At 71.5% G+C, this 18,924-nt stretch carries 15 protein-coding genes and 1 tRNA gene; 9 read left to right on the forward strand and 7 right to left on the reverse strand.

The features are described 5' to 3' along the window. Window positions 1-10: 10 nt before the first annotated feature. The 4 genes from FKN01_RS02870 (at window position 11) to FKN01_RS02885 (ending at window position 6,407) form a co-directional block, all read left to right on the forward strand. Complete coding sequence (locus FKN01_RS02870; protein WP_143616348.1) at window positions 11-940, forward strand: hydroxymethylglutaryl-CoA lyase; 930 nt, start codon at window positions 11-13, stop codon at window positions 938-940. An 8-nt stretch (window positions 941-948) separates the two neighbouring features. Continuing rightward, window positions 949-2,115 carry an acyl-CoA dehydrogenase family protein gene (locus FKN01_RS02875; RefSeq protein WP_143616097.1) on the forward strand — a complete coding sequence of 389 codons (1,167 nt, stop codon included), beginning with the start codon at window positions 949-951 and terminating at the stop codon, window positions 2,113-2,115. A 195-nt stretch (window positions 2,116-2,310) separates the two neighbouring features. Next, window positions 2,311-5,253, forward strand: coding sequence for a DUF4157 domain-containing protein (locus tag FKN01_RS02880; protein ID WP_398930792.1), 2,943 nt, complete (start codon window positions 2,311-2,313; stop codon window positions 5,251-5,253). A gap of 170 nt (window positions 5,254-5,423) precedes the next feature. Next, window positions 5,424-6,407, forward strand: coding sequence for an ABC transporter substrate-binding protein (locus FKN01_RS02885; RefSeq protein WP_143616352.1), 984 nt, complete (start codon window positions 5,424-5,426; stop codon window positions 6,405-6,407). 57 nt (window positions 6,408-6,464) lie between these two features. Here FKN01_RS02885 and FKN01_RS02890 read toward each other — a convergent pair whose 3' ends face one another. Next, window positions 6,465-8,126: a beta-N-acetylhexosaminidase gene (locus tag FKN01_RS02890; RefSeq protein ID WP_143616098.1), complete on the reverse strand. Its 1,662-nt coding sequence runs from the start codon at window positions 8,124-8,126 to the stop codon at window positions 6,465-6,467. A 323-nt stretch (window positions 8,127-8,449) separates the two neighbouring features. Between FKN01_RS02890 and FKN01_RS02895 the strand changes: the two genes are divergently transcribed. Together FKN01_RS02895 and glmS are read left to right on the forward strand one after the other, a co-directional pair. After that, window positions 8,450-8,725: a hypothetical protein gene (locus FKN01_RS02895; protein WP_018105728.1), complete on the forward strand. Its 276-nt coding sequence runs from the start codon at window positions 8,450-8,452 to the stop codon at window positions 8,723-8,725. 58 nt (window positions 8,726-8,783) lie between these two features. After that, window positions 8,784-10,613 carry a glutamine--fructose-6-phosphate transaminase (isomerizing) gene (gene glmS / locus FKN01_RS02900; RefSeq protein ID WP_143616099.1) on the forward strand — a complete coding sequence of 610 codons (1,830 nt, stop codon included), beginning with the start codon at window positions 8,784-8,786 and terminating at the stop codon, window positions 10,611-10,613. A 148-nt stretch (window positions 10,614-10,761) separates the two neighbouring features. Here the strand turns inward: glmS and FKN01_RS02905 are convergent, their stop codons facing one another. Beyond that, on the reverse strand, window positions 10,762-11,283 hold the full coding sequence (locus FKN01_RS02905) for a universal stress protein (RefSeq protein ID WP_143616100.1): 522 nt from the start codon (window positions 11,281-11,283) through the stop codon (window positions 10,762-10,764). A gap of 913 nt (window positions 11,284-12,196) precedes the next feature. Here FKN01_RS02905 and FKN01_RS02910 point away from each other — a divergent pair. The 3 genes from FKN01_RS02910 to FKN01_RS02920 all read left to right on the forward strand — a co-directional run bounded on the left by FKN01_RS02910 (window position 12,197) and on the right by FKN01_RS02920 (window position 14,201). Further along, window positions 12,197-13,399, forward strand: a complete 1,203-nt coding sequence (locus FKN01_RS02910) for a helix-turn-helix domain-containing protein (protein ID WP_143616101.1) — start codon at window positions 12,197-12,199, stop codon at window positions 13,397-13,399. A 10-nt stretch (window positions 13,400-13,409) separates the two neighbouring features. Next, window positions 13,410-14,012, forward strand: coding sequence for an oligoribonuclease (gene orn / locus FKN01_RS02915; protein ID WP_143616102.1), 603 nt, complete (start codon window positions 13,410-13,412; stop codon window positions 14,010-14,012). Between the two features lie 116 nt (window positions 14,013-14,128). Continuing rightward, a tRNA-His gene (locus tag FKN01_RS02920) sits at window positions 14,129-14,201 on the forward strand. A gap of 57 nt (window positions 14,202-14,258) precedes the next feature. Here the strand turns inward: FKN01_RS02920 and FKN01_RS02925 are convergent. From FKN01_RS02925 to FKN01_RS02945, 5 genes are all read right to left on the reverse strand, one after another. Next, window positions 14,259-14,456 (reverse strand): DUF397 domain-containing protein, encoded by a 198-nt coding sequence (locus FKN01_RS02925; RefSeq protein WP_143616103.1) that lies wholly within the window; start codon window positions 14,454-14,456, stop codon window positions 14,259-14,261. Between the two features lie 38 nt (window positions 14,457-14,494). Next, window positions 14,495-15,073 (reverse strand): hypothetical protein, encoded by a 579-nt coding sequence (locus FKN01_RS02930; RefSeq protein ID WP_143616104.1) that lies wholly within the window; start codon window positions 15,071-15,073, stop codon window positions 14,495-14,497. Window positions 15,074-15,128: 55 nt separating this feature from the next. Next, window positions 15,129-16,160, reverse strand: coding sequence for a LacI family DNA-binding transcriptional regulator (locus FKN01_RS02935; protein ID WP_143616105.1), 1,032 nt, complete (start codon window positions 16,158-16,160; stop codon window positions 15,129-15,131). Window positions 16,161-16,401: 241 nt separating this feature from the next. Then, a complete protein-coding gene (locus tag FKN01_RS02940; RefSeq protein ID WP_143616106.1) occupies window positions 16,402-17,868 on the reverse strand; it encodes a GH1 family beta-glucosidase in 1,467 nt (488 codons plus the stop codon). A 122-nt stretch (window positions 17,869-17,990) separates the two neighbouring features. After that, on the reverse strand, window positions 17,991-18,911 hold the full coding sequence (locus tag FKN01_RS02945) for a carbohydrate ABC transporter permease (protein WP_143616107.1): 921 nt from the start codon (window positions 18,909-18,911) through the stop codon (window positions 17,991-17,993). Between the last annotated feature and the right edge of the window lie 13 nt (window positions 18,912-18,924).

An 18,924-nucleotide genomic window follows, 5' to 3' on the forward strand; every position in this document is an offset into this window, starting at 1 on the left:
CGCCCTGCCGATGACCGTGCCCGCCGAGGGGCTGCCCGCCCGGGTCCGCATCCACGAGGTCGGTGCCCGCGACGGCCTGCAGAACGAGAAGGAGGTCGTCCCGACCGAGGTGAAGGCGGAGTTCATCCGCCGGCTCGCGGTCGCCGGGCTGACCACCATCGAGGCCACCAGCTTCGTGCACCCCAAGTGGGTGCCCCAACTCGCCGACGCCGAGCAGCTGTTCCCGATGCTCGGGGACATCGCGGACGTCGGTGACGTGGCGCTGCCGGTCCTCGTGCCGAACGAACGCGGGCTCGACCGGGCCCTGGCTCTCGGGGCCCGCGGGATCGCGGTGTTCGGCTCGGCGACGGAGACGTTCGCCGCGCGCAACCTCAACCGCACGGTGGACGAGTCGCTGGCGATGTTCGCGCCGGTGGTGGCCCGCGCGAAGGCCGAGTCGGTGCACGTGCGCGGCTACCTGTCGATGTGCTTCGGCGACCCCTGGGAGGGCGCCGTGCCCGTCGCGCAGGTCGTCCGGGTCGCCAGGGCTCTGATGGACCTCGGCTGCGACGAGCTGTCCCTCGGCGACACCATCGGCGTCGCCACCCCCGGCCATGTGACCGCCCTGCTGACCGGGCTGAACGAGGCCGGGGTGGCCACCGACGTGATCGGGGTGCACTTCCACGACACGTACGGGCAGGCCCTGTCCAACACCCTCGCCGCGCTCCGGCACGGCGTGTCCACGGTGGACGCCTCGGCCGGCGGCCTCGGCGGCTGCCCGTACGCGAAGAGCGCGACCGGAAACCTCGCCACCGAGGATCTCGTGTGGATGCTCGACGGCCTCGGCATCGAAACCGGGGTCGACCTCGGCGAGCTCACCGCCACCAGCGCGTGGCTCGCCGGACACCTGGGCCGACCCAGCCCTTCCCGCACCGTCCGCGCCCTGTCCCACAAGGAGTGAACGTCCCCATGTCCCTGGACCACCGGCTGACCGCCGAGCACGAGGAACTCCGCCGCACCGTCGAGGAGTTCGCCCATGACGTCGTCGCCCCGAAGATCGGCGGCTTCTACGAGCGGCACGAGTTCCCGTACGAGATCGTGCGCGAGATGGGGCGGATGGGCCTGTTCGGGCTGCCGTTCCCGGAGGAGTACGGCGGGATGGGCGGCGACTACCTCGCGCTCGGCATCGCCCTGGAGGAGCTGGCCCGGGTCGACTCGTCGGTCGCGATCACCCTGGAGGCGGGCGTCTCGCTGGGCGCGATGCCGGTCTACCGCTTCGGCACCGAGGAGCAGAAGCGGCGGTGGCTGCCGAAGCTCTGCTCGGGCGAGGCGCTGGGCGCGTTCGGCCTGACCGAGCCGGACGGCGGTTCGGACGCGGGCGGCACCCGGACGACCGCGGTGCGCGACGAGGCGGCGGGCGAGTGGGTGATCAACGGCTCCAAGTGCTTCATCACCAACTCCGGTACGGACATCACGGAGTTGGTCACGGTCACGGCGGTGACCGGCCGCAAGGAGAACGGCGCCCCGCTGATCTCCTCGATCATCGTCCCCTCCGGCACCCCCGGCTTCACGGTGGCCGCCCCCTACTCCAAGGTCGGCTGGAACGCCTCGGACACCCGCGAGCTGTCCTTCGCCGACGTCCGGGTCCCGCTGGAGAACCTGCTCGGCGAGGAGGGCCGGGGCTACGCGCAGTTCCTGCGCATCCTGGACGAGGGCCGCATCGCCATCGCGGCGCTCTCGACGGGCCTGGCGCAGGGCTGTGTGGACGAGTCGGTGAAGTACGCCGCCGAGCGGCACGCCTTCGGGAAGCCGATCGGCGCCAACCAGGCCATCCAGTTCAAGATCGCGGACATGGAGACGCGGGCGCACATGGCCCGCGTCGGCTGGCGGGACGCGGCGTCCCGGCTGCTGGCGGAGGAGCCGTTCAAGAAGGAGGCGGCCATCGCCAAGCTGTACTCCTCGACGGTGGCCGTGGACAACGCCCGCGAGGCGACCCAGATCCACGGCGGCTACGGCTTCATGAACGAGTACCCGGTCGCCAGGATGTGGCGCGACTCCAAGATCCTGGAGATCGGCGAGGGCACCAGCGAGGTCCAGCGCATGCTGATCGCCCGCGAGCTGGGGCTGCAGGCCTGAACCCGCGGGGCCGGGCGCGCCACGGGGCCGCCCGGCCGAAGGCGGCTGCCGGACCACCGGTCCCGTTCCGGACGACGGGGCTGCCGCGCAGGGACGGCCGGGGCCCCGGGTTTGAGACACCCGCACGGTCCGGCCCGCGTGTGCTGCGTAAAACACACCTAGCCCGCAGGGGCCTCCATGGCCAATGATCGGAGCATGCGCGCACAGGACAAGCAGGACGCCGCCCCTCGCCCGGTCCGTACGGAGCCCGCTGCCGCGCGCTCGGCCGGCGCCGCGGGTCCGGCCGTGGTCTCCGGGGCCGTGGGGTCCGCCGGGCCGGTCGGCCTGACCGGGATGGCCGGTCTCACCGGTCCCTCGGGCACGGTCGGCTCCGGAGGCGCGCTGCCCGGGGGCCGGCTGGGGGCGTTGCAGCGCTCGATGGGCAACGCCGCCGTGGTCCGGGCGCTGGAGCGGCAGTGGCAGGCCGACTGCCGCATACCCGGACTCCCCGGCGCACATGGGGAGTCGGCGCCCGTGCAGCGCCATGAGCACGGGCCGTCCTGCGGGCGGGGCGAGCCGGCTCCCGTACAGCGCTCGTCCGTGCCGGACGTGCTGCGTGGCCCCGGGCGGCCGCTGGGCGAGGCCGTCCGGGCGGAGATGGAGGCACGGCTGGGCGCCGACTTCTCCGATGTGCGGCTACACACCGGGCCGGCCGCCCAGCGCTCGGCGGCCGAGGTCGGGGCCCGCGCCTACACCTCGGGCGCCCATGTCGTCATCGGCTCCGGCGGCGCGGACCGGCACACGCTGGCCCATGAGCTGACGCACGTCATCCAGCAGCGCCAGGGGCCGGTCGCGGGCACCGACAACGGCTCGGGGCTCCGGGTCTCGGACCCCTCCGACCGCTTCGAGCGGGCGGCGGAGGAGAACGCCCGCCGGGTTCTGGCCGGTCCCGTGCCCACCGGGGCGGCGTCCGTGCGGCGGACGGCGGACGGCCCGGCCCGGACCGGCGGGAAGGTCGCCGTACAGCGCGCACGCGAGGGAGAGGTGCCCTTCGACCACTCCCAGTACTACGCGCACACGGACTGGCAGGCGTCGGCCGAGCAGTTCGAGCAGCGGCTCGGCGGGTACGCCTTCCGGCATCCGAAGGCGCTCGCGGCGGCGCGCAAGACGGTGAACCGGCTCAAGCAACTGCTCATCGCGTACAGCCGTGTCGAGCACAAGGACTCCGCGCTCGCCAACAAGTCGTTCTTCAAGGACGACCCGACGAGCGCCGGGCAGGTGGGCGAGAAGATGACCACCGCCCAGATCAACGACTTCTTCTCCCGGGACGGCAACGTCCGTGAGCTGATCACGGCCGTCTACAACGCCGCCTACTACAACAAGGGCGCCGAGCTGTCGCTCAAGAACATCCTCAACAGCATCATCGGGCCCAAGCCGCAGCTGGCGGCGACCCTCGGCATGAATCAGGAGGAGCTGAAGAAGCACTCCGCGTTCCTCAACGGCTGGACCCGGCTGCCCCTGTGGGCCGGGGCGAGCGCCGTCGGCAAGGGGTACAACTACGAGAAGGACCCGTATGCCCTGGGCGGCCTGCTGTGGCAGTCGGACCCGGAGACCGTGGCCGACGACACCCGCGAGATGATCAGAAGCCAGGGGCCGCGCAAGGAGCGCAGCGAGGCCGGCAAACTGGCCAACCGCAAGACCCCCCGTGACTACGAGAACCGCGGCGCCCCGCTCAGCGCGCGCGAGCTGGAGTTCGCGGGAAAGCCGGGGCCCGACGAGAAGCTGCCCTGGAACGAGGGCGCGGCCTACTGGGAGATCCAGCAGAACGAGAGCTGGCCGAAGGCGAACGCCGAGCGAGGCATCCCGATCGTCGCCGGCATGTCCGGCACCACGACCCGGATGCTCAAGACCTTCCAGTGGATCAACGTGCCCGGGGTGGACGTCTTCGACTACCGGATGGCGCTGATGGGCTGGATGCTGCCGTCCTGGGACCACTCCCTCTACGAGATCCTGCGCGGCTCCTGGGCGGCCGGGGTCAAGGGGCCGGGCGAGACGGCCGCCCGGGCGGGCAAGGGCGCGGCGCTGATGTACCAGAGCATCGCGCCCTTCACGGAGGAGGAGCTGCGGGAGCACGTCTGCGTCGACGGGCAGTTCCCGCACGAGCTGATGTACCTCGCGCAGGCCAACACGGCCCGTGCGGTCGCCCCCGCGGCGAGCGGCTTCATGGAGCCGGGCCAGGCCACAGCCGGTGAAGTACCCGGCAGATACGCCGACTTCCTCGCGGGCGACACGGCGCCCACGCCGGAGATCGCCGACTGGAAGGCGCGGAACAACGGTGCCTCCACCGAGGCCCTCGCGAAGCGGTTCAAGCCCGCCCACGCGACCGCGCTGATGGCCTACACCGGGGGCGCGCACCAGATGATCAACTCAGTGGTGCGCAGCCGGCTGCTGCCCGAGGGGTACGCGCCGTACGGCACCGCCGGCCTGGCCGCCGCAGGTGCCGGGGCGCTCTCACTGCAGCAGATCAAGAAGCAGCTCAAGTGGGCCGCGCAGGACCCCGATGCCGAGCTGGTGAACACCCTCGAAGAGGACCCGGTGATCGCGCCGCAGCTCGCTGCCGCCCGGGGCACGGACCCGGTGGCCAAGAAGGCGGCCACCGCCGTCATCGACGCGCGCATCGACCTCCTCGCGCCCGTGCTCTTCGAGGAGATGAAGGCTCACGCCGACATGACGATGGAGGCGCTGAAGCGGCTTCCTCCCGTCACCGGCACCGTCTTCCGCGGCGACTGGAACGCGGGCGGCGACGAGTCGGTGTACCAGCTCGGCAAGCAGGCCGCGCTGAACTACCGGCCGGGCTCCGTCTTCACCACCTCCTTCGACAGCACCAGCCGGGACGAGGACGTGGCCATGGACTTCATGCGCGGCCAGAAGGTCTCCGGCAAGGCGACGCACCGCATCCTGCTGGAGCTGGAGCTGACCGGGAAGTACGGCCGCGACGTCGAGCCCTTCCACCGCTACCAGGCCACCGAGGCGGAGGTGCTGCTCATGCCGGGCGCGAACTTCAAGGTGACCAGGAGCGAGTGGAAGCAGGACCCGCACCACGACGCGACGAAGGGCGGCAGCGCCTGGTACGAGCACGTCTGGGCGACGGAGGCCTGAGGGCGGCGCACCGTCCACCGGACCGGACCCCGTAGGCAGGTCGACAAAGACTGAGGTTAGGCTAGCCTTCCTTTGCACGTGTCACCTGCCGGTCTCCGGCTCGTACGAAAGCGGACCCCGTCATGCGCACAACCCGAGCGTCCCGTCCCACCCGCCGCGGCCTGCTGGCCATGGGCGGTGCCGTCGGTCTCGGCGCCGTGCTCGCGGCCTGCGGCGGCAACGGCTCCGAGGACTCCGCCGCCACCGGCTCCAAGAGCGCCGACGCCGGGCCGTGGAAGTTCAAGGACGACCGGGGCCGGGTCGCCGAGGCGAAGTCCGTCCCGAAGAACATCGTCGCCTTCACCGGTGTCGCCGCCGCCCTCCACGACTACGGCGTCGAGGTCAAGGCGGTCTTCGGCCCGACCAAGGCCAAGGACGGCAAGCCGGACGTGCAGGCCGGCGACCTGGACATCAGCAAGGTCGAGATCCTGGGCAACGTCTGGGGCGAGTTCAACGTCGAGAAGTACGCGGAGCTCGGCCCGGAGCTGCTGGTGACGGCGATGTGGGAGAAGGACGCGCTCTGGTACGTGCCGGACCAGTCCAAGGACAAGATCCTGAAGCTGGCCCCGAGCGTCGCCCTGTGGGCCGCCGAGACCACGATCCCGAAGGCGATCCAGCGCCACGAGGACCTGGCGGCCTCGCTCGGCGCCGACGTGAAGTCCGCGAAGGTCACCGCCGCGAAGACGCGGTTCGAGAAGGCGGCGGCCCGGCTGCGCGCCGCCGCGAAGTCGAAGCCGGAGATCAAGGTCATGGTCGGCTCGGCCAGCCAGGACCTGTTCTACGTCTCGCTCGCCAAGATGTCCGCCGACACCCTGTACTTCCAGGAGCTGGGCGTGCGGTTCGTGGAGCCGAAGGTGAACGCCGCGGGTTTCTTCGAGGAGCTGAGCTGGGAGAACGTCGGCAAGTACGGCGCCGACATCATCATGATGGACAACCGCTCCTCGGCCCTCCAGCCCGAGGCGCTGACCTCCAAGCCGACCTGGGCGCAGCTGCCGGCGGTCAAGGCGGGCCAGGTCGTCCCGCGCACCACGGAGCCGATCTACAGCTACGACAAGTGCGCGCCCATCCTGGAGGACCTGGCGAAGGCCATCGAGGACGCCAAGAAGGTCGCCTGATCCGACGGCACACCGCCCCCGGCGGCCGGAAGCCCGGCCGCCGGGGGCGGTGGTGTGTCACTTCCCGCCGGTCTCCGACGCGGGCCACGGGACCTGGGGCGAGCGGTAGTAGTCGATGCCCTGGGCGGTGAACCGCTCCCCGAGCGCCGCGAGCCGCAGCTTGTACGTGTCCCAGTCGTGCGTCGACGCCGGCGACCAGGCCAGCTCCGCGGCACCGGGCAGCCGCGGGAAGGCCATCGCGTCGATGTCGTCGCTGTCGGTCAGGGTCTCGGCCCAGATCGGCGCCTCCACCCCCAGCACGGAGCCCTCCGGGGCGCCGGCGAGGTACGTCCCCGGGTCCCAGTCGTAACTGCGCCGGACCTCGACCGTGCCCGCCCACTTGAGGCCCAGCACGGTCTGGTCGTTGTACTTCATGTCGAGGTACACGCGGTCCGCCGGCGACAGCACCAGCTTCGTGCCGTTCTTCGCCGCGTCCGCCACCTGCTGCCGGTCGGCGGCGCTGGTCTTGTCGTAGCCCCAGTACTGCGCGACGGCGCCCTTCACCGGGTGGGCGCCGGTCAGCTGGTGCCAGCCCATGACGGTCTTGCCGTACTTCCCGACGATCGCCTGGGCCCGGTCCATGATCTCCACGTAGTCCTCGCGGGTGGTGGAGTGCGCCTCGTCGCCGCCGATGTGGAAATAGCGGCCGGGAGTGAGCGCGGCCACCTCGCCGACGACGTCGTCGATGAAGTCGTACGTGACGTCCTTGCCGGCGCAGAGCGTGCTGAAACCGACCTTGATGCCGGTGTAGAGCGGCGGGGCGACGCCGTCGCAGTTCAGCTCGGCGTACGAGGCCAGCGCCGCGTTGGTGTGGCTCGGCATGTCGATCTCCGGGACCACCTCCAGGTAGCGGGAGGCGGCGTAGCGCACGATCTCCTTGTACTGCTCCTTGGTGTAGTACCCGCCGGGCCCGCCGCCGACCTCGGTGGACCCGCCGTACGTGGCCAGCCTCGGCCAGGAGTCGACGGCGATGCGCCAGCCCTGGTCGTCGGAGAGGTGGATGTGGAAGGTGTTGATCTTGTACTGGGCGACCTGGTCGATGTAGCGCTTGACCTCGTCCACCGAGAAGAAGTGGCGCGCGACGTCGAGCATCGCGCCCCGGTAGGCGTAGCGCGGGGTGTCGGTGATGGAGCCGCCGGCGACCCGCCAGGGGCCCTTCTGGCGGGTGTCGCGCTCCACTTGTGCCGGGAGCAGCTGGCGCAGCGTCTGGACGCCGTGGAAGAGCCCCGCGGGCTGCCTGGCGGTGATGGTGACGCCGCCGCGCCCGGAGGTGAGCGTGTAGCCCTCCGCGCCGAGCTTGCCGGCCCGGGGGTCGAGGCGGAGCCGGATGCCGTCGGCGCCGTCCTTGGTGGTGACCGGCAGGGCGAACCCGGTGGAGGGGCGCAGCAGGCCCGCCAGGTAGTCGCCGATCTTGCGGGCCTCGCCGGAGGCGCCGAGGGCCCGGATGCTGGTGGAGCCGTTGAGCAGGTAGGGCTCGCCGCCGGGTCTGACCGAGGCGGGCGCGGGCACCACCTGGCCGAGCGGCCGGGGCGCCCAGGCCGTGGCCGTCGTGCCCGCGGCGGACGCCTCCGGGGCGGCGCACGCGCTGGAGACACCGGCCGCCGCGACGAGGAGCAGCGAACCGAGGAGCCGGGGAAGAGTACGGGGAAGAGTACGGCGGCGTACCGTGAGCAGTCTCACAAGCCGGGTCCCTTTCTGGGGGTCACTCTGCGGGGTCTCCTGACCTTTCTCCGTCGCCATGCGTACCGCGCGGTCTCACGGGTGGTCAAGGTGTAGACCAGCTCGGCGCGTTGGTCACCCAGGCACCCGGAGAAGCTTTTGTGTCTTATGTGCGCATTCACCCCTTCGGCTCCGACCACCGCCGCTCCACCCCCTCGGCCGTGCCTTCGTGACGCTCGCACGAAATCCACCCAAGCCAGAAAAACGGGGCCACTATCGCGCTTCCCTGCCCGATATCGGGCAGGATTGTTGCGCTCGCGCCCCTTCGGTCGCAGTATCGACGGGTGCTCGAACGCCTCTCGTCGTACGACGACCTCATTGACCACGTGGTGCGCAGCACCACGCTGCCCCGCGGCGAAGCCGCCCGGGTGATCCTCGACGTGCTGGCGTACTTCGACGAGACGACCGAGGTCTTCGTCCGCCGCCGCCACCGCGAACTGCAGGCCGGCGGCCTGGTGAACACGGAGATCTTCGAGCGGATCGCGGCCGAACTGCCGCACCGCGCGGTCGCGCCGCCGGAGCTCTCGCTCCGTCAGCTGCGCCGGATCGTCTACGGCTGAGGCCGCCTCGCGGCCGGGTACCCCCAACTTTGTTCGTCGTCGGAGGACAGAAAGCTCTATGTGCGGAATCGTCGGTTACATCGGAAAGCGTGACGTGGCTCCGCTGCTGCTGGAGGGCCTGCAGCGGCTGGAGTACCGGGGTTACGACTCCGCCGGGATCGTGATCACCGGGAAGCCCGCGGCCGGGAAGCCCGCCGCGCTGAAGTCGGTCAAGGCCAAGGGCCGGGTCCGCGAGCTGGAGTCCCGGGTCCCCAAGCGCTTCGCCGGCACGACCGGCATCGCCCACACCCGCTGGGCGACCCACGGCGCCCCCAGCGACGAGAACGCCCACCCGCACCTGGACGCCGAGGGCAAGGTCGCCGTCGTCCACAACGGGATCATCGACAACGCCGCCGAGCTGCGCACCCGGCTGACCGCCGAGGGCGTCGTCTTCCTCTCCGAGACCGACACCGAGGTGCTGGTCCACCTGATCGCCCGCTCGGACGCCGGGACGCTGGAGGAGAAGGTCCGCGAGGCCCTGCGCTCCGTCGAGGGCACCTACGGCATCGCCGTCCTGCACGCCGACTTCAACGACCGCATCGTGGTCGCCCGCAACGGCTCCCCGGTCGTCCTCGGCATCGGCGAGAAGGAGATGTTCGTCGCCTCCGACGTCGCCGCCCTGGTCGCCCACACCCGCCAGGTCGTCACCCTGGACGACGGCGAGATGGCCACCCTGAAGGCCGACGACTTCCGTACGTACACCACGGAGGGCTCCACCACGACGGCCACGCCGACCACCGTGGAGTGGGAGGCCGAGTCGTACGACATGGGCGGCCACGACACGTACATGCACAAGGAGATCTCGGAGCAGGCGGACGCCGTCGACCGGGTGCTGCGCGGCCGGATCGACGACCGGTTCTCCACCGTGCACCTGGGCGGCCTCAACCTGGACGCCCGCGAGGCGCGCGGGGTCCGCCGGATCAAGATCCTGGGCTGCGGCACCTCGTACCACGCGGGCCAGATCGGCGCCCAGCTGATCGAGGAGCTGGCCCGCATCCCCGCGGACGCCGAGCCCGCCTCCGAGTTCCGCTACCGCAACCCGGTCGTGGACCCCGACACGCTGTACGTCGCGGTCTCGCAGTCCGGTGAGACCTACGACGTGCTGGCCGCCGTCCAGGAGCTGAAGCGCAAGGGCGCCCGGGTCCTCGGTGTGGTCAACGTGGTCGGCTCGGCGATCGCCCGCGAGGCGGACGGCGGCACGTATGTGCACGCGGGCCCCGAGGTGTGCGTGGTCTCCACCAAGTGCTTCACCAACACCGTGGTCGCGTTCGCGCTGCTCGCGCTGCACCTGGGCCGCATCCGGGACCTGTCGGTCGCCGACGGCAAGCGGATCATCGAGGGCCTGCGCAGGCTGCCGGCCCAGATCAGCGAGATCCTGAAGGGCGAGGACGAGATCAAGCGGCTGGCCGCCGAGTACGCGGACGCGAAGTCGATGATGTTCATCGGCCGGGTGCGCGGCTACCCCGTGGCCCGTGAGGCGTCGCTGAAGCTCAAGGAGGTCTCGTACATCCACGCCGAGGCGTACCCCGCCTCCGAGCTGAAGCACGGCCCCCTCGCCCTGATCGAGCCCGCCATGCCGACCGTGGCGATCGTGCCGGACGACGACCTGCTGGAGAAGAACCGCGCCGCGATGGAGGAGATCAAGGCCCGCAGCGGACGCATCCTCGCCGTGGCCCACCAGGTCCAGGAGAAGGCCGACCACACCATCGTCGTGCCGAAGAACGAGGACGAGCTGGACCCGATCCTCATGGGCATCCCGCTCCAGCTCTTCGCCTACCACACGGCGCTGGCCATGGGCCGGGACATCGACAAGCCCCGCAACCTGGCGAAGTCGGTCACCGTCGAGTAGTCACGTCACGCGGCCGGGGCATCGCGGCCGGTGACCGCGGGGCCGTACGCGCATGGGCCCTTCCCGGCCGCTGAGCGGCCGGGAAGGGCCCATGCGGCGTTTTCCACAGGCGAGTTGGCGCCACGGGGCCCCCGGGGCGGCTTCCGGGCTACGGGATGACCACGACCGGGCGCTGGGCGCGGCGGGCGAGGCGGCCGGCCACCGAGCCGAAGATCTTGCCCACCAGGCCGTGCGTGGAGCCCACCACGATGGCGTCCGCCGAGTACTCCCGGCCGACCTCCTCCAGCTCGTGGCAGATGTCCCCGCCGCGTTCCACGAGCACCCAGGGCACCTCGGCGAGGTAGTCCGCGCAGGCGAGCTCCAGGCCCAGCACCTCGGTGCGGTGGTCCGGCACGTCGACGAAGACCGGGGGCTCGCAGCCCGCCCAGACCGTGGTCGGCAGCCGGTTGGCGACATGGACGATGATCAGACCGGAGCCCGTCCTGCGGGACATGCCGATCGCATAGGCGAGGGCCCGCTCGCTGGACGTCGAGCCGTCGAAGCCGACGACGACCCCATGCCGGAAGGCGGGGTCGCAGGGTCGGCGCGCTTGTTCGGCCGCCAGCGGGTCCGACAGGGGGTCGGCTACCTGCTCGCGGTCCGCGGGTTCGGGGATTTCGTGACCGGCCATCGGTGTCTCGGCGAAGAGAGTCCTCGTGAGGAGAGCGGCGTGGGAAGGTGCGTCAGCGGGCGGTGCGGTGGTGTCCGGGAATCATCTTCCCAACCCCTTACCCCCAAGGGTACGGCGCCACTCCTCCGTTGCCCGCCCCGCGCACGGCGCATGCGGCGTTTTCCGGAGCATGCCCGAGACGGGGCCTCCATGGCAATGCCGGTTGCCCTCTACACAGACGCACCGGCCACCGCCCCGGCCCCTTGCGGCGCACGGCGAAAGCGCCCCGGAGGGGTCCGCCCGGACGGTCCGGGGGCGTCGCCCGCACGGAGCGGAACCCACCCTTCCGGGGGACCCGGCCGACGCACGGGGTCCGTCCGGAACCCACCGCGCGGTCTGCTCCCGGGACGGCCGGGAGAGCGGTATTCGGCTGCCCGCCCGGGCCGGTCCCCGGCCGGGCGCGCCGGCCCCGCCGCCGGCCCCGCCGACCCGTGCGAGGGGGCGCGCAGAGGCGGGCGGGCGCCCCGGGTTGTGCGCCGGTAGAACGACTGATTTCCGTACACGCGACCGTACATTTTCAGCCAACTTCAAGGACCGGTCCATTCCTTGTCGAAATGGCCGATCAACCCCCTTGCCACCAGGCAGGAAGAGACCGGCCGGTACGCTTCCGCCCAACAGGGACGGGCCATGAACGCCGGACGCACTTCCCTGCGCGAGCCGCGAGTGAAACGCTTCGTGATCGAACGCTTCCCGCCAGGTTGCCTTGTCGACAATGAGCCGGTTGGTGAACTTGTCACGACGGCACCACGGGACGCAGTAGATTCGATCTTGGGCGTCTAAGGCCGGGGACTCGTGCACGACCGAGGGGACATGTGCAGGTGCGACAGGCCCGTAAGGACCAGGAAGACGCGAACACCGAGGGGGGCTTAGCGTCATGAGCCAGGACTCCGCCACCGCAACGGAGGCTGTACGGAAGCTGGGCGGAAGACGACGCCGGGAAGTCGTCGCCGTCCTGCTCTTCAGCGGTGGCCCCATCTTCGAGAGCTCCATCCCGCTGTCGGTGTTCGGAATCGACCGCCAGGACGCGGGAGTTCCGCGCTACCGGTTGCTCGTGTGCAGCGGTGAAGAGGGACCGCTGCGCACCACCGGAGGACTCGAACTGACCGCGCCCTACGGGCTGGAGGCGATCAGCAGGGCCGGCACCGTCGTGGTGCCCGCCTGGCGCTCGATCACCTCGCCGCCGCCCGTGGAGGCGCTGGACGCGCTGCGCCGCGCCCACGAGGAGGGCGCCCGCATCGTCGGCCTGTGCACGGGGGCCTTCGTGCTCGCCGCCGCCGGGCTGCTGGACGGCCGGCCGGCCACCACCCACTGGATGTACGCACCGACGCTGGCCAAGCGCTACCCGTCGGTGCACGTCGACCCGCGCGAACTGTTCGTGGACGACGGGGACGTGCTGACCTCCGCCGGGACGGCGGCCGGCATCGACCTGTGTCTGCACATAGTCCGCTCGGACCACGGCACGGAGGCCGCCGGGGCGCTGGCGCGCCGGCTCGTCGTGCCGCCCCGGCGCAGTGGCGGTCAGGAGCGCTACCTCGACAGGTCTTTACCTGAGGAGATCGGCTCCGACCCGCTCGCCGAGGTCGTCGCCTGGGCGCTGGAGCATCTGCACGAGCAGTTCGACGTGGAGACGCTGGCCGCGCGTGCCTACATGAGCCGGCGGACCTTCGACCGGAGGTTCCGCTCGCTGACGGGCAGCGCGCCGCTCCAGTGGCTGATCACCCAGCGGGTGCTGCAGGCGCAGCGCCTCCTGGAGACGTCGGACTACTCGGTGGACGAGGTCGCGGGCCGCTGCGGCTTCCGCTCGCCGGTCGCGCTGCGCGGGCACTTCCGCCGCCAGCTCGGCTCCTCCCCCGCCGCGTACCGGGCCGCCTACCGGGCCCGCCGTCCGCAGGGCGGGGCCCCGGAGCCGGTCGTGGTGGCGGAGGTGGCGGTGCCCGCCCAGGGCGCCTCCCACAGCCGCCGTGCCGCCGTCCCCGGCCCGTCCGGCGCCGCACCCGCGGCGCTGGACGCGAAGGCGGTGACCGACGTGTTCGCCGCGGAGCGCCCGGCCCTGCCCGGGCAGCGGAGCGCCCCGTAGGGTGGAGCCCATGAACGACCGCATGGTGTGGATCGACTGCGAGATGACCGGGCTCTCGTTGACGGAAGACGCACTCATCGAGGTGGCCGCGCTGGTCACCGACTCGGAGCTGAACGTGCTCGGCGAAGGGGTGGACATCGTGATCCGCCCGCCGGACGCGGCGCTGGAGACCATGCCCGAGGTGGTGCGGCAGATGCACACCGCCTCGGGCCTCCTCGACGAGCTGGCCGGCGGCACGACGCTGGCCGACGCCGAGGAGCAGGTCCTCGCCTACGTGCGCGAGCACGTGAAGGAGCCCGGCAAGGCGCCCCTGTGCGGGAACTCGGTCGGCACCGACCGCGGCTTCCTGTCCCGGGACATGCCCCTCCTCGAGGGCTACCTCCACTACCGGATCGTGGACGTCTCCTCCATCAAGGAGCTGTCCCGCCGCTGGTACCCGAGGGCGTACTTCAACAGCCCGGAGAAGAACGGCAACCACCGGGCGCTCGCCGACATCCGCGACTCGATCACGGAGCTGCGGTACTACCGCGAGGCGGTCTTCGTCCCGCAGCCGGGCCCGGACTCCGAGCAGGCCAGGGCTGCCGCCGCCCGGGTCTCCCGGCCTCGCCCCTGAAGGCGCTGGTCACGGCCCTCCCGGGGGGCCGCGACCCCCCGCCGGGAAATGAGTGCGCGAGCACCCTCCCGGACCCTGTACACTTTTTCTCGGCCGGTCGGAAACGCCCGGACGTGGTGGGTATAGCTCAGATGGTAGAGCACCTGGTTGTGGTCCAGGATGTCGCGGGTTCGAGTCCCGTTACTCACCCTGTACGAAGAAGCCCCTGCCTGTGGAAACGCGGCAGGGGCTTCTTCGTGCCCTCGTTCAGTCGTGGGGCCCCAGCTGGCCGACGGAGCCGACGAACGCCGCCCACGCGGCCGCACCGAAGGCGAGCCCGGGGGCGGTCGGGGTCGCGGAGTCGCGCAGGCGGACCGCCGGGGCGGGGCCGGGAGGCAGCGCCACTTCCACGCAGTCGGGGCCCGCCGAGTCGCAGTAGCTGGACCTGGTCCAGTGCGGGGTCATCGCTCTCCTCCGGTCGGCCGCCCGCCCGGCGACGGGCCTCACGTCGCTCCGTAGCCGTCGGGCCGGTGCACCGGGAGCACCGAGACCCCGAGGTCCCGGCGCATGGTCTGCCGGACCTCGTACAGGCCCTCCGAGGCGCGTTCCAGCCGTTGCCTGACGTCCTCCAGGGGCTCGTCGGCCGCGCCGCCCTGCTCGTGCTGCCCGAGCAGGGCGTGGATGCGGTGCAGCTGGTGCACGACACCGCCCGCGACGGTCAGCACGTCGTCGCTGATCACCATCTGCGCCTCGGCGTAGACGTCGCGCAGGACGCGCCGGGGCTCTTCCCGCTCCAGGCCCTGCCCGGGGCGCGCCTCCCCGGCGGCGAGCGCGAAGTAGTCCTTGGACAGCACGGAGTGGAACTGCCGCAGACGCTGGTTGAACACCGCGTAGGAGGCCCTGCGCGCGGCCAGGGCCTCGCGGCGTTCGTCCGCCAGCAGCTCCTCCCGGCGCAGCCGCTCCGCACGGTCGAGCTCCACCGTCTTGGCCCGCAGGGCGCCGCGGTGCGCCAGCACACCGGACACCAGGGTGCCGGCCACCCCCACCACGGCGACGACCAGAGCGGTCAGAGAAGGGTCCACACCTCAGAAGCTACTCGAAGTGCGCGCCGGTCAGGCCGAGTTGAGGCGACCCGCCTCACGACGAGTCGCGGACCACCAGCTCGGTCGGCAGCACGATCTGCGCCCGGTCCGCGTTCTCGCCGGCGATCATGTCGAGCAGAACCCTCGTCATCGTGCGGCCCATCTCCTCGATCGGCTGGCGCACGCTGGTGAGGGCCGGGTCCATGTGGCGGGCCACGGCCGAGTCGTCGAAGCCGATGAGGGCGACGTCGTCCGGGATGCGGCGGCCGGCCTCGCGCAGGACCTGGCGGGCACCGGCGGCCATCACGTCGGAGGCGGCGAAGACCGCGTCCACGTCGGGGCGGCGGGCGAGCAGGTCGCGCATGGCCTGGGCGCCGCCCTCCTCGGAGAAGTCGGCGGGGGCGATCAGCCGCTCGTCCGGCTCCAGGCCCGCGTCGCTGACGGCCTGGCGGTAGCCGTCCAGGCGGCTCTGGGAGGCGTAGACGTCGAGCCGGCCGGTGATCGTGGCGATGGAGCGGCGGCCTCGCGAGGCGAGGTGTTCCACGGCGCCGCGGGCGCCCTCGAAGTTGTCCGAGTCGACGGAGGAGAGGGACTCGGCGGCCGATCTGCGGCCGTTCATCACGGCGGGCATGCCGAGCTGTTCCAGCAGGTCGGGCAGCGGGTCGTCGGCGTGCACGGAGACCAGCAGCACGCCGTCCACGCGGTGGGCGGTGAGGTACTGCGCGAGCCGGCGGCGCTCGCGGTCGCTGCCGACGAGGGTGAGCAGCAGCTGCATCTCCGTGTCGGCGAGGGCGGCACCGACCCCGCGCACGATGTCGGAGAAGTACGGCTCCGCGAAGAAGCGGCTCTCCGACTCGGGCACGACGAGCGCGATGGCGTCCGTGCGGTTGCCGGCCAGCGCGCGGGCCGCGCGGTTGGGTACGTAGCCCAGCTCGGCGACGGCGGCCTCGACCGCTTCCCTGGTGTGGGCGCTGACGCGGGGCGAACCGTTGATGACGCGCGAGGCCGTGCCCCGCCCGACCCCCGCCCGCGCCGCGACCTCTTCGAGCGTGGGCCGGCCCCCGCTCCGTACTCGCGCTGCCGTCATGGCTGCCTCCCGTTCGCGGTCAATTTCTCACAGTCGGATAACCAAACCAAGTCCTGGTGTTGGTTCCCTTGACACTCTGCGGGACCGGTCGGCCGCTCCCCCGCTCCACCTATGGGAGCGCTCCCACTCTACGCGCGTGGTCAAGCGGAACGCACAGGCCGGGGGGCGAATGGGCCGAGACCCGGCACAAGTGCCGGGTCTCGGGGGAGGCAGCGGTACGGACAGGACGTACCGGAGCGGGTCAGGCGAGGTCCTCCAGCGGCGGCAGCGCGTGGCGGCGGATCACGTCGGCGTACCAGTGGGCGCTGGCCTTCGGGATGCGGCGCTGGGTGGCGTAGTCCACGTACACCGCGCCGAACCGCTTCGAATAGCCGTACGCCCACTCGAAGTTGTCCATCAGGGACCAGAGGAAGTAGCCGCGCACGTCCGCGCCGTCGGCGACCGCGCGCTGCACGGCGTCGAGGTGGCCGTGCAGGTAGGCGATGCGCTCGGGGTCCTGCACGCGGCCCTCGGGCGAGACGTAGTCGTCGAAGGCGGCGCCGTTCTCGGTGACCATCAGCGGGATGCCGGGGTGGTCGCGGGTGACGTCCATGAGCAGGTTGTAGAGCCCGTTGGGGTCGATCGACCAGTTCATGGCGGTGGTCGGCTTGCCGTCGGCGAGGTGGAAGGCGACGTGCTCGGAGCCGGGCCACGGGGAGTAGTCGCTCGCGCCGTGGCCGTCGTTGCGGGTGTCGCCGGCGCCCTCGGCGGGCGTGGAGACCAGGGTCGGCGTGTAGTAGTTGATGCCGAGGACGTCGACCGGACGCGCGATGGCCTCCAGGTCGCCGTCCTGGACCAGCTTCGACCAGTCCACCAGGTGCGCGGTGTCCGCGAGCAGGTCCTCCGGGTAGGCGCCGTGCAGCATCGGGCCGGTGAAGACCCGGTTGCCGACCGCGTCGATGCGGCGGGCGGCGTCCACGTCCTCGGGGCTCTGGGTCAGCGGGCGGACCTGGTGGAGGTTGAGGGTGACCGAGGTCTGCGCGGTAGCGGGGAGTTGACCGCGCAGAACCTCGATCGCCCGGCCATGGGCGAGGTTGAGGTGGTGCGCCGCCCGCAGGGCGGAGGCGGCCTCGGTGCGGCCGGGGGCGTGCACCCCGGAGCCGTAGCCGAGGAAGGCCGAGCACCACGGCTCGTTGAAGGTGGTCCAGGTGTCGACGCGGTCGCCGAGGGCGCCGGCCATGATCGCGGTGTAGTCCGCGAACCGCTCGGCGGTCGCGCGCTCCGGCCAGCCGCCCGCGTCCTCCAGCTCCTGGGGCAGGTCCCAGTGGTAGAGGGTGGCGACGGGCTTGATGCCCGCCTCCAGCAGCTCGTCGACCAGCTTGCGGTAGAAGTCGAGCCCGCGCTCGACGGCCGGGCCGCGGCCGGTCGGCTGGACCCGGGACCAGGAGATGGAGAAGCGGTACGCCTTCAGCCCCAGCTGCTTCATCAGCGCCACGTCGTCGCGGTAGCGGTGGTAGTGGTCGGCGGCGATGTCGCCGGTGTCGCCGTTGCGCACCTTGCCGGGGGTGCGGCTGAAGGTGTCCCAGATGGAGGGCGTGCGCCCGTCCTCGGCGGCGGCACCCTCGACCTGGTAGGCGGCGGTGGCCGCTCCCCAGACGAAGCCCGTCGGGAACGTGGTGGTGGCCTCGTGCACCGGCTTCGGGGCGATGTCAGGTCGTACGGCAGTCATGCGGGAGCGCTCCCAGGGGTGTGAAGGTCAGAGCGTTGACGGGGTGGGGCTACGGAGCCCGTACGGTCCACGGGGCGGGCGGGACCGTACGGCTCCGTGACGGAGAAGCGGCGAGCGGGTGGTCAGCCCTTGACGGCGCCGGACATGATGCCGCCGACGATCTGCTTGCCGAAGATCACGAACACCACGAGCAGCGGCAGGGTGCTGATCAGCGCGCCGGCCATCACGATGCTCGTGTCGGGGGTGTACGAGGCGCTGAGCTGGCCGAGCGCCACCTGGAGGGTGGGGTTCTCCTGGCTCAGGGCGAGGTAGGGCCAGAAGAAGTCGTTCCACGCCTGGACGAAGGTGAGCATACCGAGCACCATCATCGCGGGACGGGCCACCGGCAGCACCACGCTCAGCACGATGCGGAAGTTGTTCGCACCGTCGATCTTGGCGGCCTCGATCAGCTCGTAGGGCATCGCCTCGCTGAGGTACTGGCGCATGAAGAACACGCCGAAGGCGCTGACCAGGGTCGGGAAGATGACCGCTTCCAGGTCACCGCCCCAGCCGATGTCCGACATCATCATGAACAGCGGGACGACGCTGAGCTGCGGCGGGATCGTCAGGGTCAGGATGACGCCGGTCATCAGGACGTTCCGGCCGCGGAAGCGCATCTTGGCGAAGGCGTAGCCGGCCAGGGTGCAGAAGAAGAGCGTCGCCAGGGTGATGCAGCCGGACACGATGACGCTGTTGACGATGGCCTTGCCCAGATGGGCCTGGTTCCACGCGGCGTCGAGGTTGTGGAAGAGGCGGTCACCCGGCAGGAACGGCGGGGTGGTGGCCAGCACTTCGTCCTGGGTGTGGGACGCGGCCACGAGGGTCCAGTAGAGCGGCAGCAGCGAGCCGATGCCGACGACGGCCAGGGCGAAGTAGGCGAACGGGCCGCCCTTCAGCTGCTGCCCGGCACCGGGCCTGAAGCGGCTCGCACGCTTCGGTGCGCGGTGGACGGAACGCGCCGGGAGGCCGGGCTCCGAGACTTTGGTGGGGCTGGTCATGGTCATTGGAATTCGCTCC

This window comes from Streptomyces sp. 130 (genome assembly GCF_007096885.1).
GTDB lineage: Bacteria > Actinomycetota > Actinomycetes > Streptomycetales > Streptomycetaceae > Streptomyces.

What these genes read in the sequence shown, in the direction of transcription:
- FKN01_RS02870 (WP_143616348.1), top strand. Translation starts at nt 11, where the DNA reads ATGACCGTGCCCGCCGAGGGGCTGCCCGCCCGGGTCCGCATCCACGAG.
- FKN01_RS02875 (WP_143616097.1), top strand. Translation starts at nt 949, where the DNA reads ATGTCCCTGGACCACCGGCTGACCGCCGAGCACGAGGAACTCCGCCGC.
- FKN01_RS02880 (WP_398930792.1), top strand. Translation starts at nt 2,311, where the DNA reads ATGCGCGCACAGGACAAGCAGGACGCCGCCCCTCGCCCGGTCCGTACG.
- FKN01_RS02885 (WP_143616352.1), top strand. Translation starts at nt 5,424, where the DNA reads ATGGGCGGTGCCGTCGGTCTCGGCGCCGTGCTCGCGGCCTGCGGCGGC.
- glmS (WP_143616099.1), top strand. Translation starts at nt 8,784, where the DNA reads ATGTGCGGAATCGTCGGTTACATCGGAAAGCGTGACGTGGCTCCGCTG.
- FKN01_RS02905 (WP_143616100.1), bottom strand. Translation starts at nt 11,283, where the DNA reads ATGGCCGGTCACGAAATCCCCGAACCCGCGGACCGCGAGCAGGTAGCC.
- FKN01_RS02910 (WP_143616101.1), top strand. Translation starts at nt 12,197, where the DNA reads ATGAGCCAGGACTCCGCCACCGCAACGGAGGCTGTACGGAAGCTGGGC.
- orn (WP_143616102.1), top strand. Translation starts at nt 13,410, where the DNA reads ATGAACGACCGCATGGTGTGGATCGACTGCGAGATGACCGGGCTCTCG.
- FKN01_RS02925 (WP_143616103.1), bottom strand. Translation starts at nt 14,456, where the DNA reads ATGACCCCGCACTGGACCAGGTCCAGCTACTGCGACTCGGCGGGCCCC.
- FKN01_RS02935 (WP_143616105.1), bottom strand. Translation starts at nt 16,160, where the DNA reads ATGACGGCAGCGCGAGTACGGAGCGGGGGCCGGCCCACGCTCGAAGAG.
- FKN01_RS02940 (WP_143616106.1), bottom strand. Translation starts at nt 17,868, where the DNA reads ATGACTGCCGTACGACCTGACATCGCCCCGAAGCCGGTGCACGAGGCC.
- FKN01_RS02945 (WP_143616107.1), bottom strand. Translation starts at nt 18,911, where the DNA reads ATGACCATGACCAGCCCCACCAAAGTCTCGGAGCCCGGCCTCCCGGCG.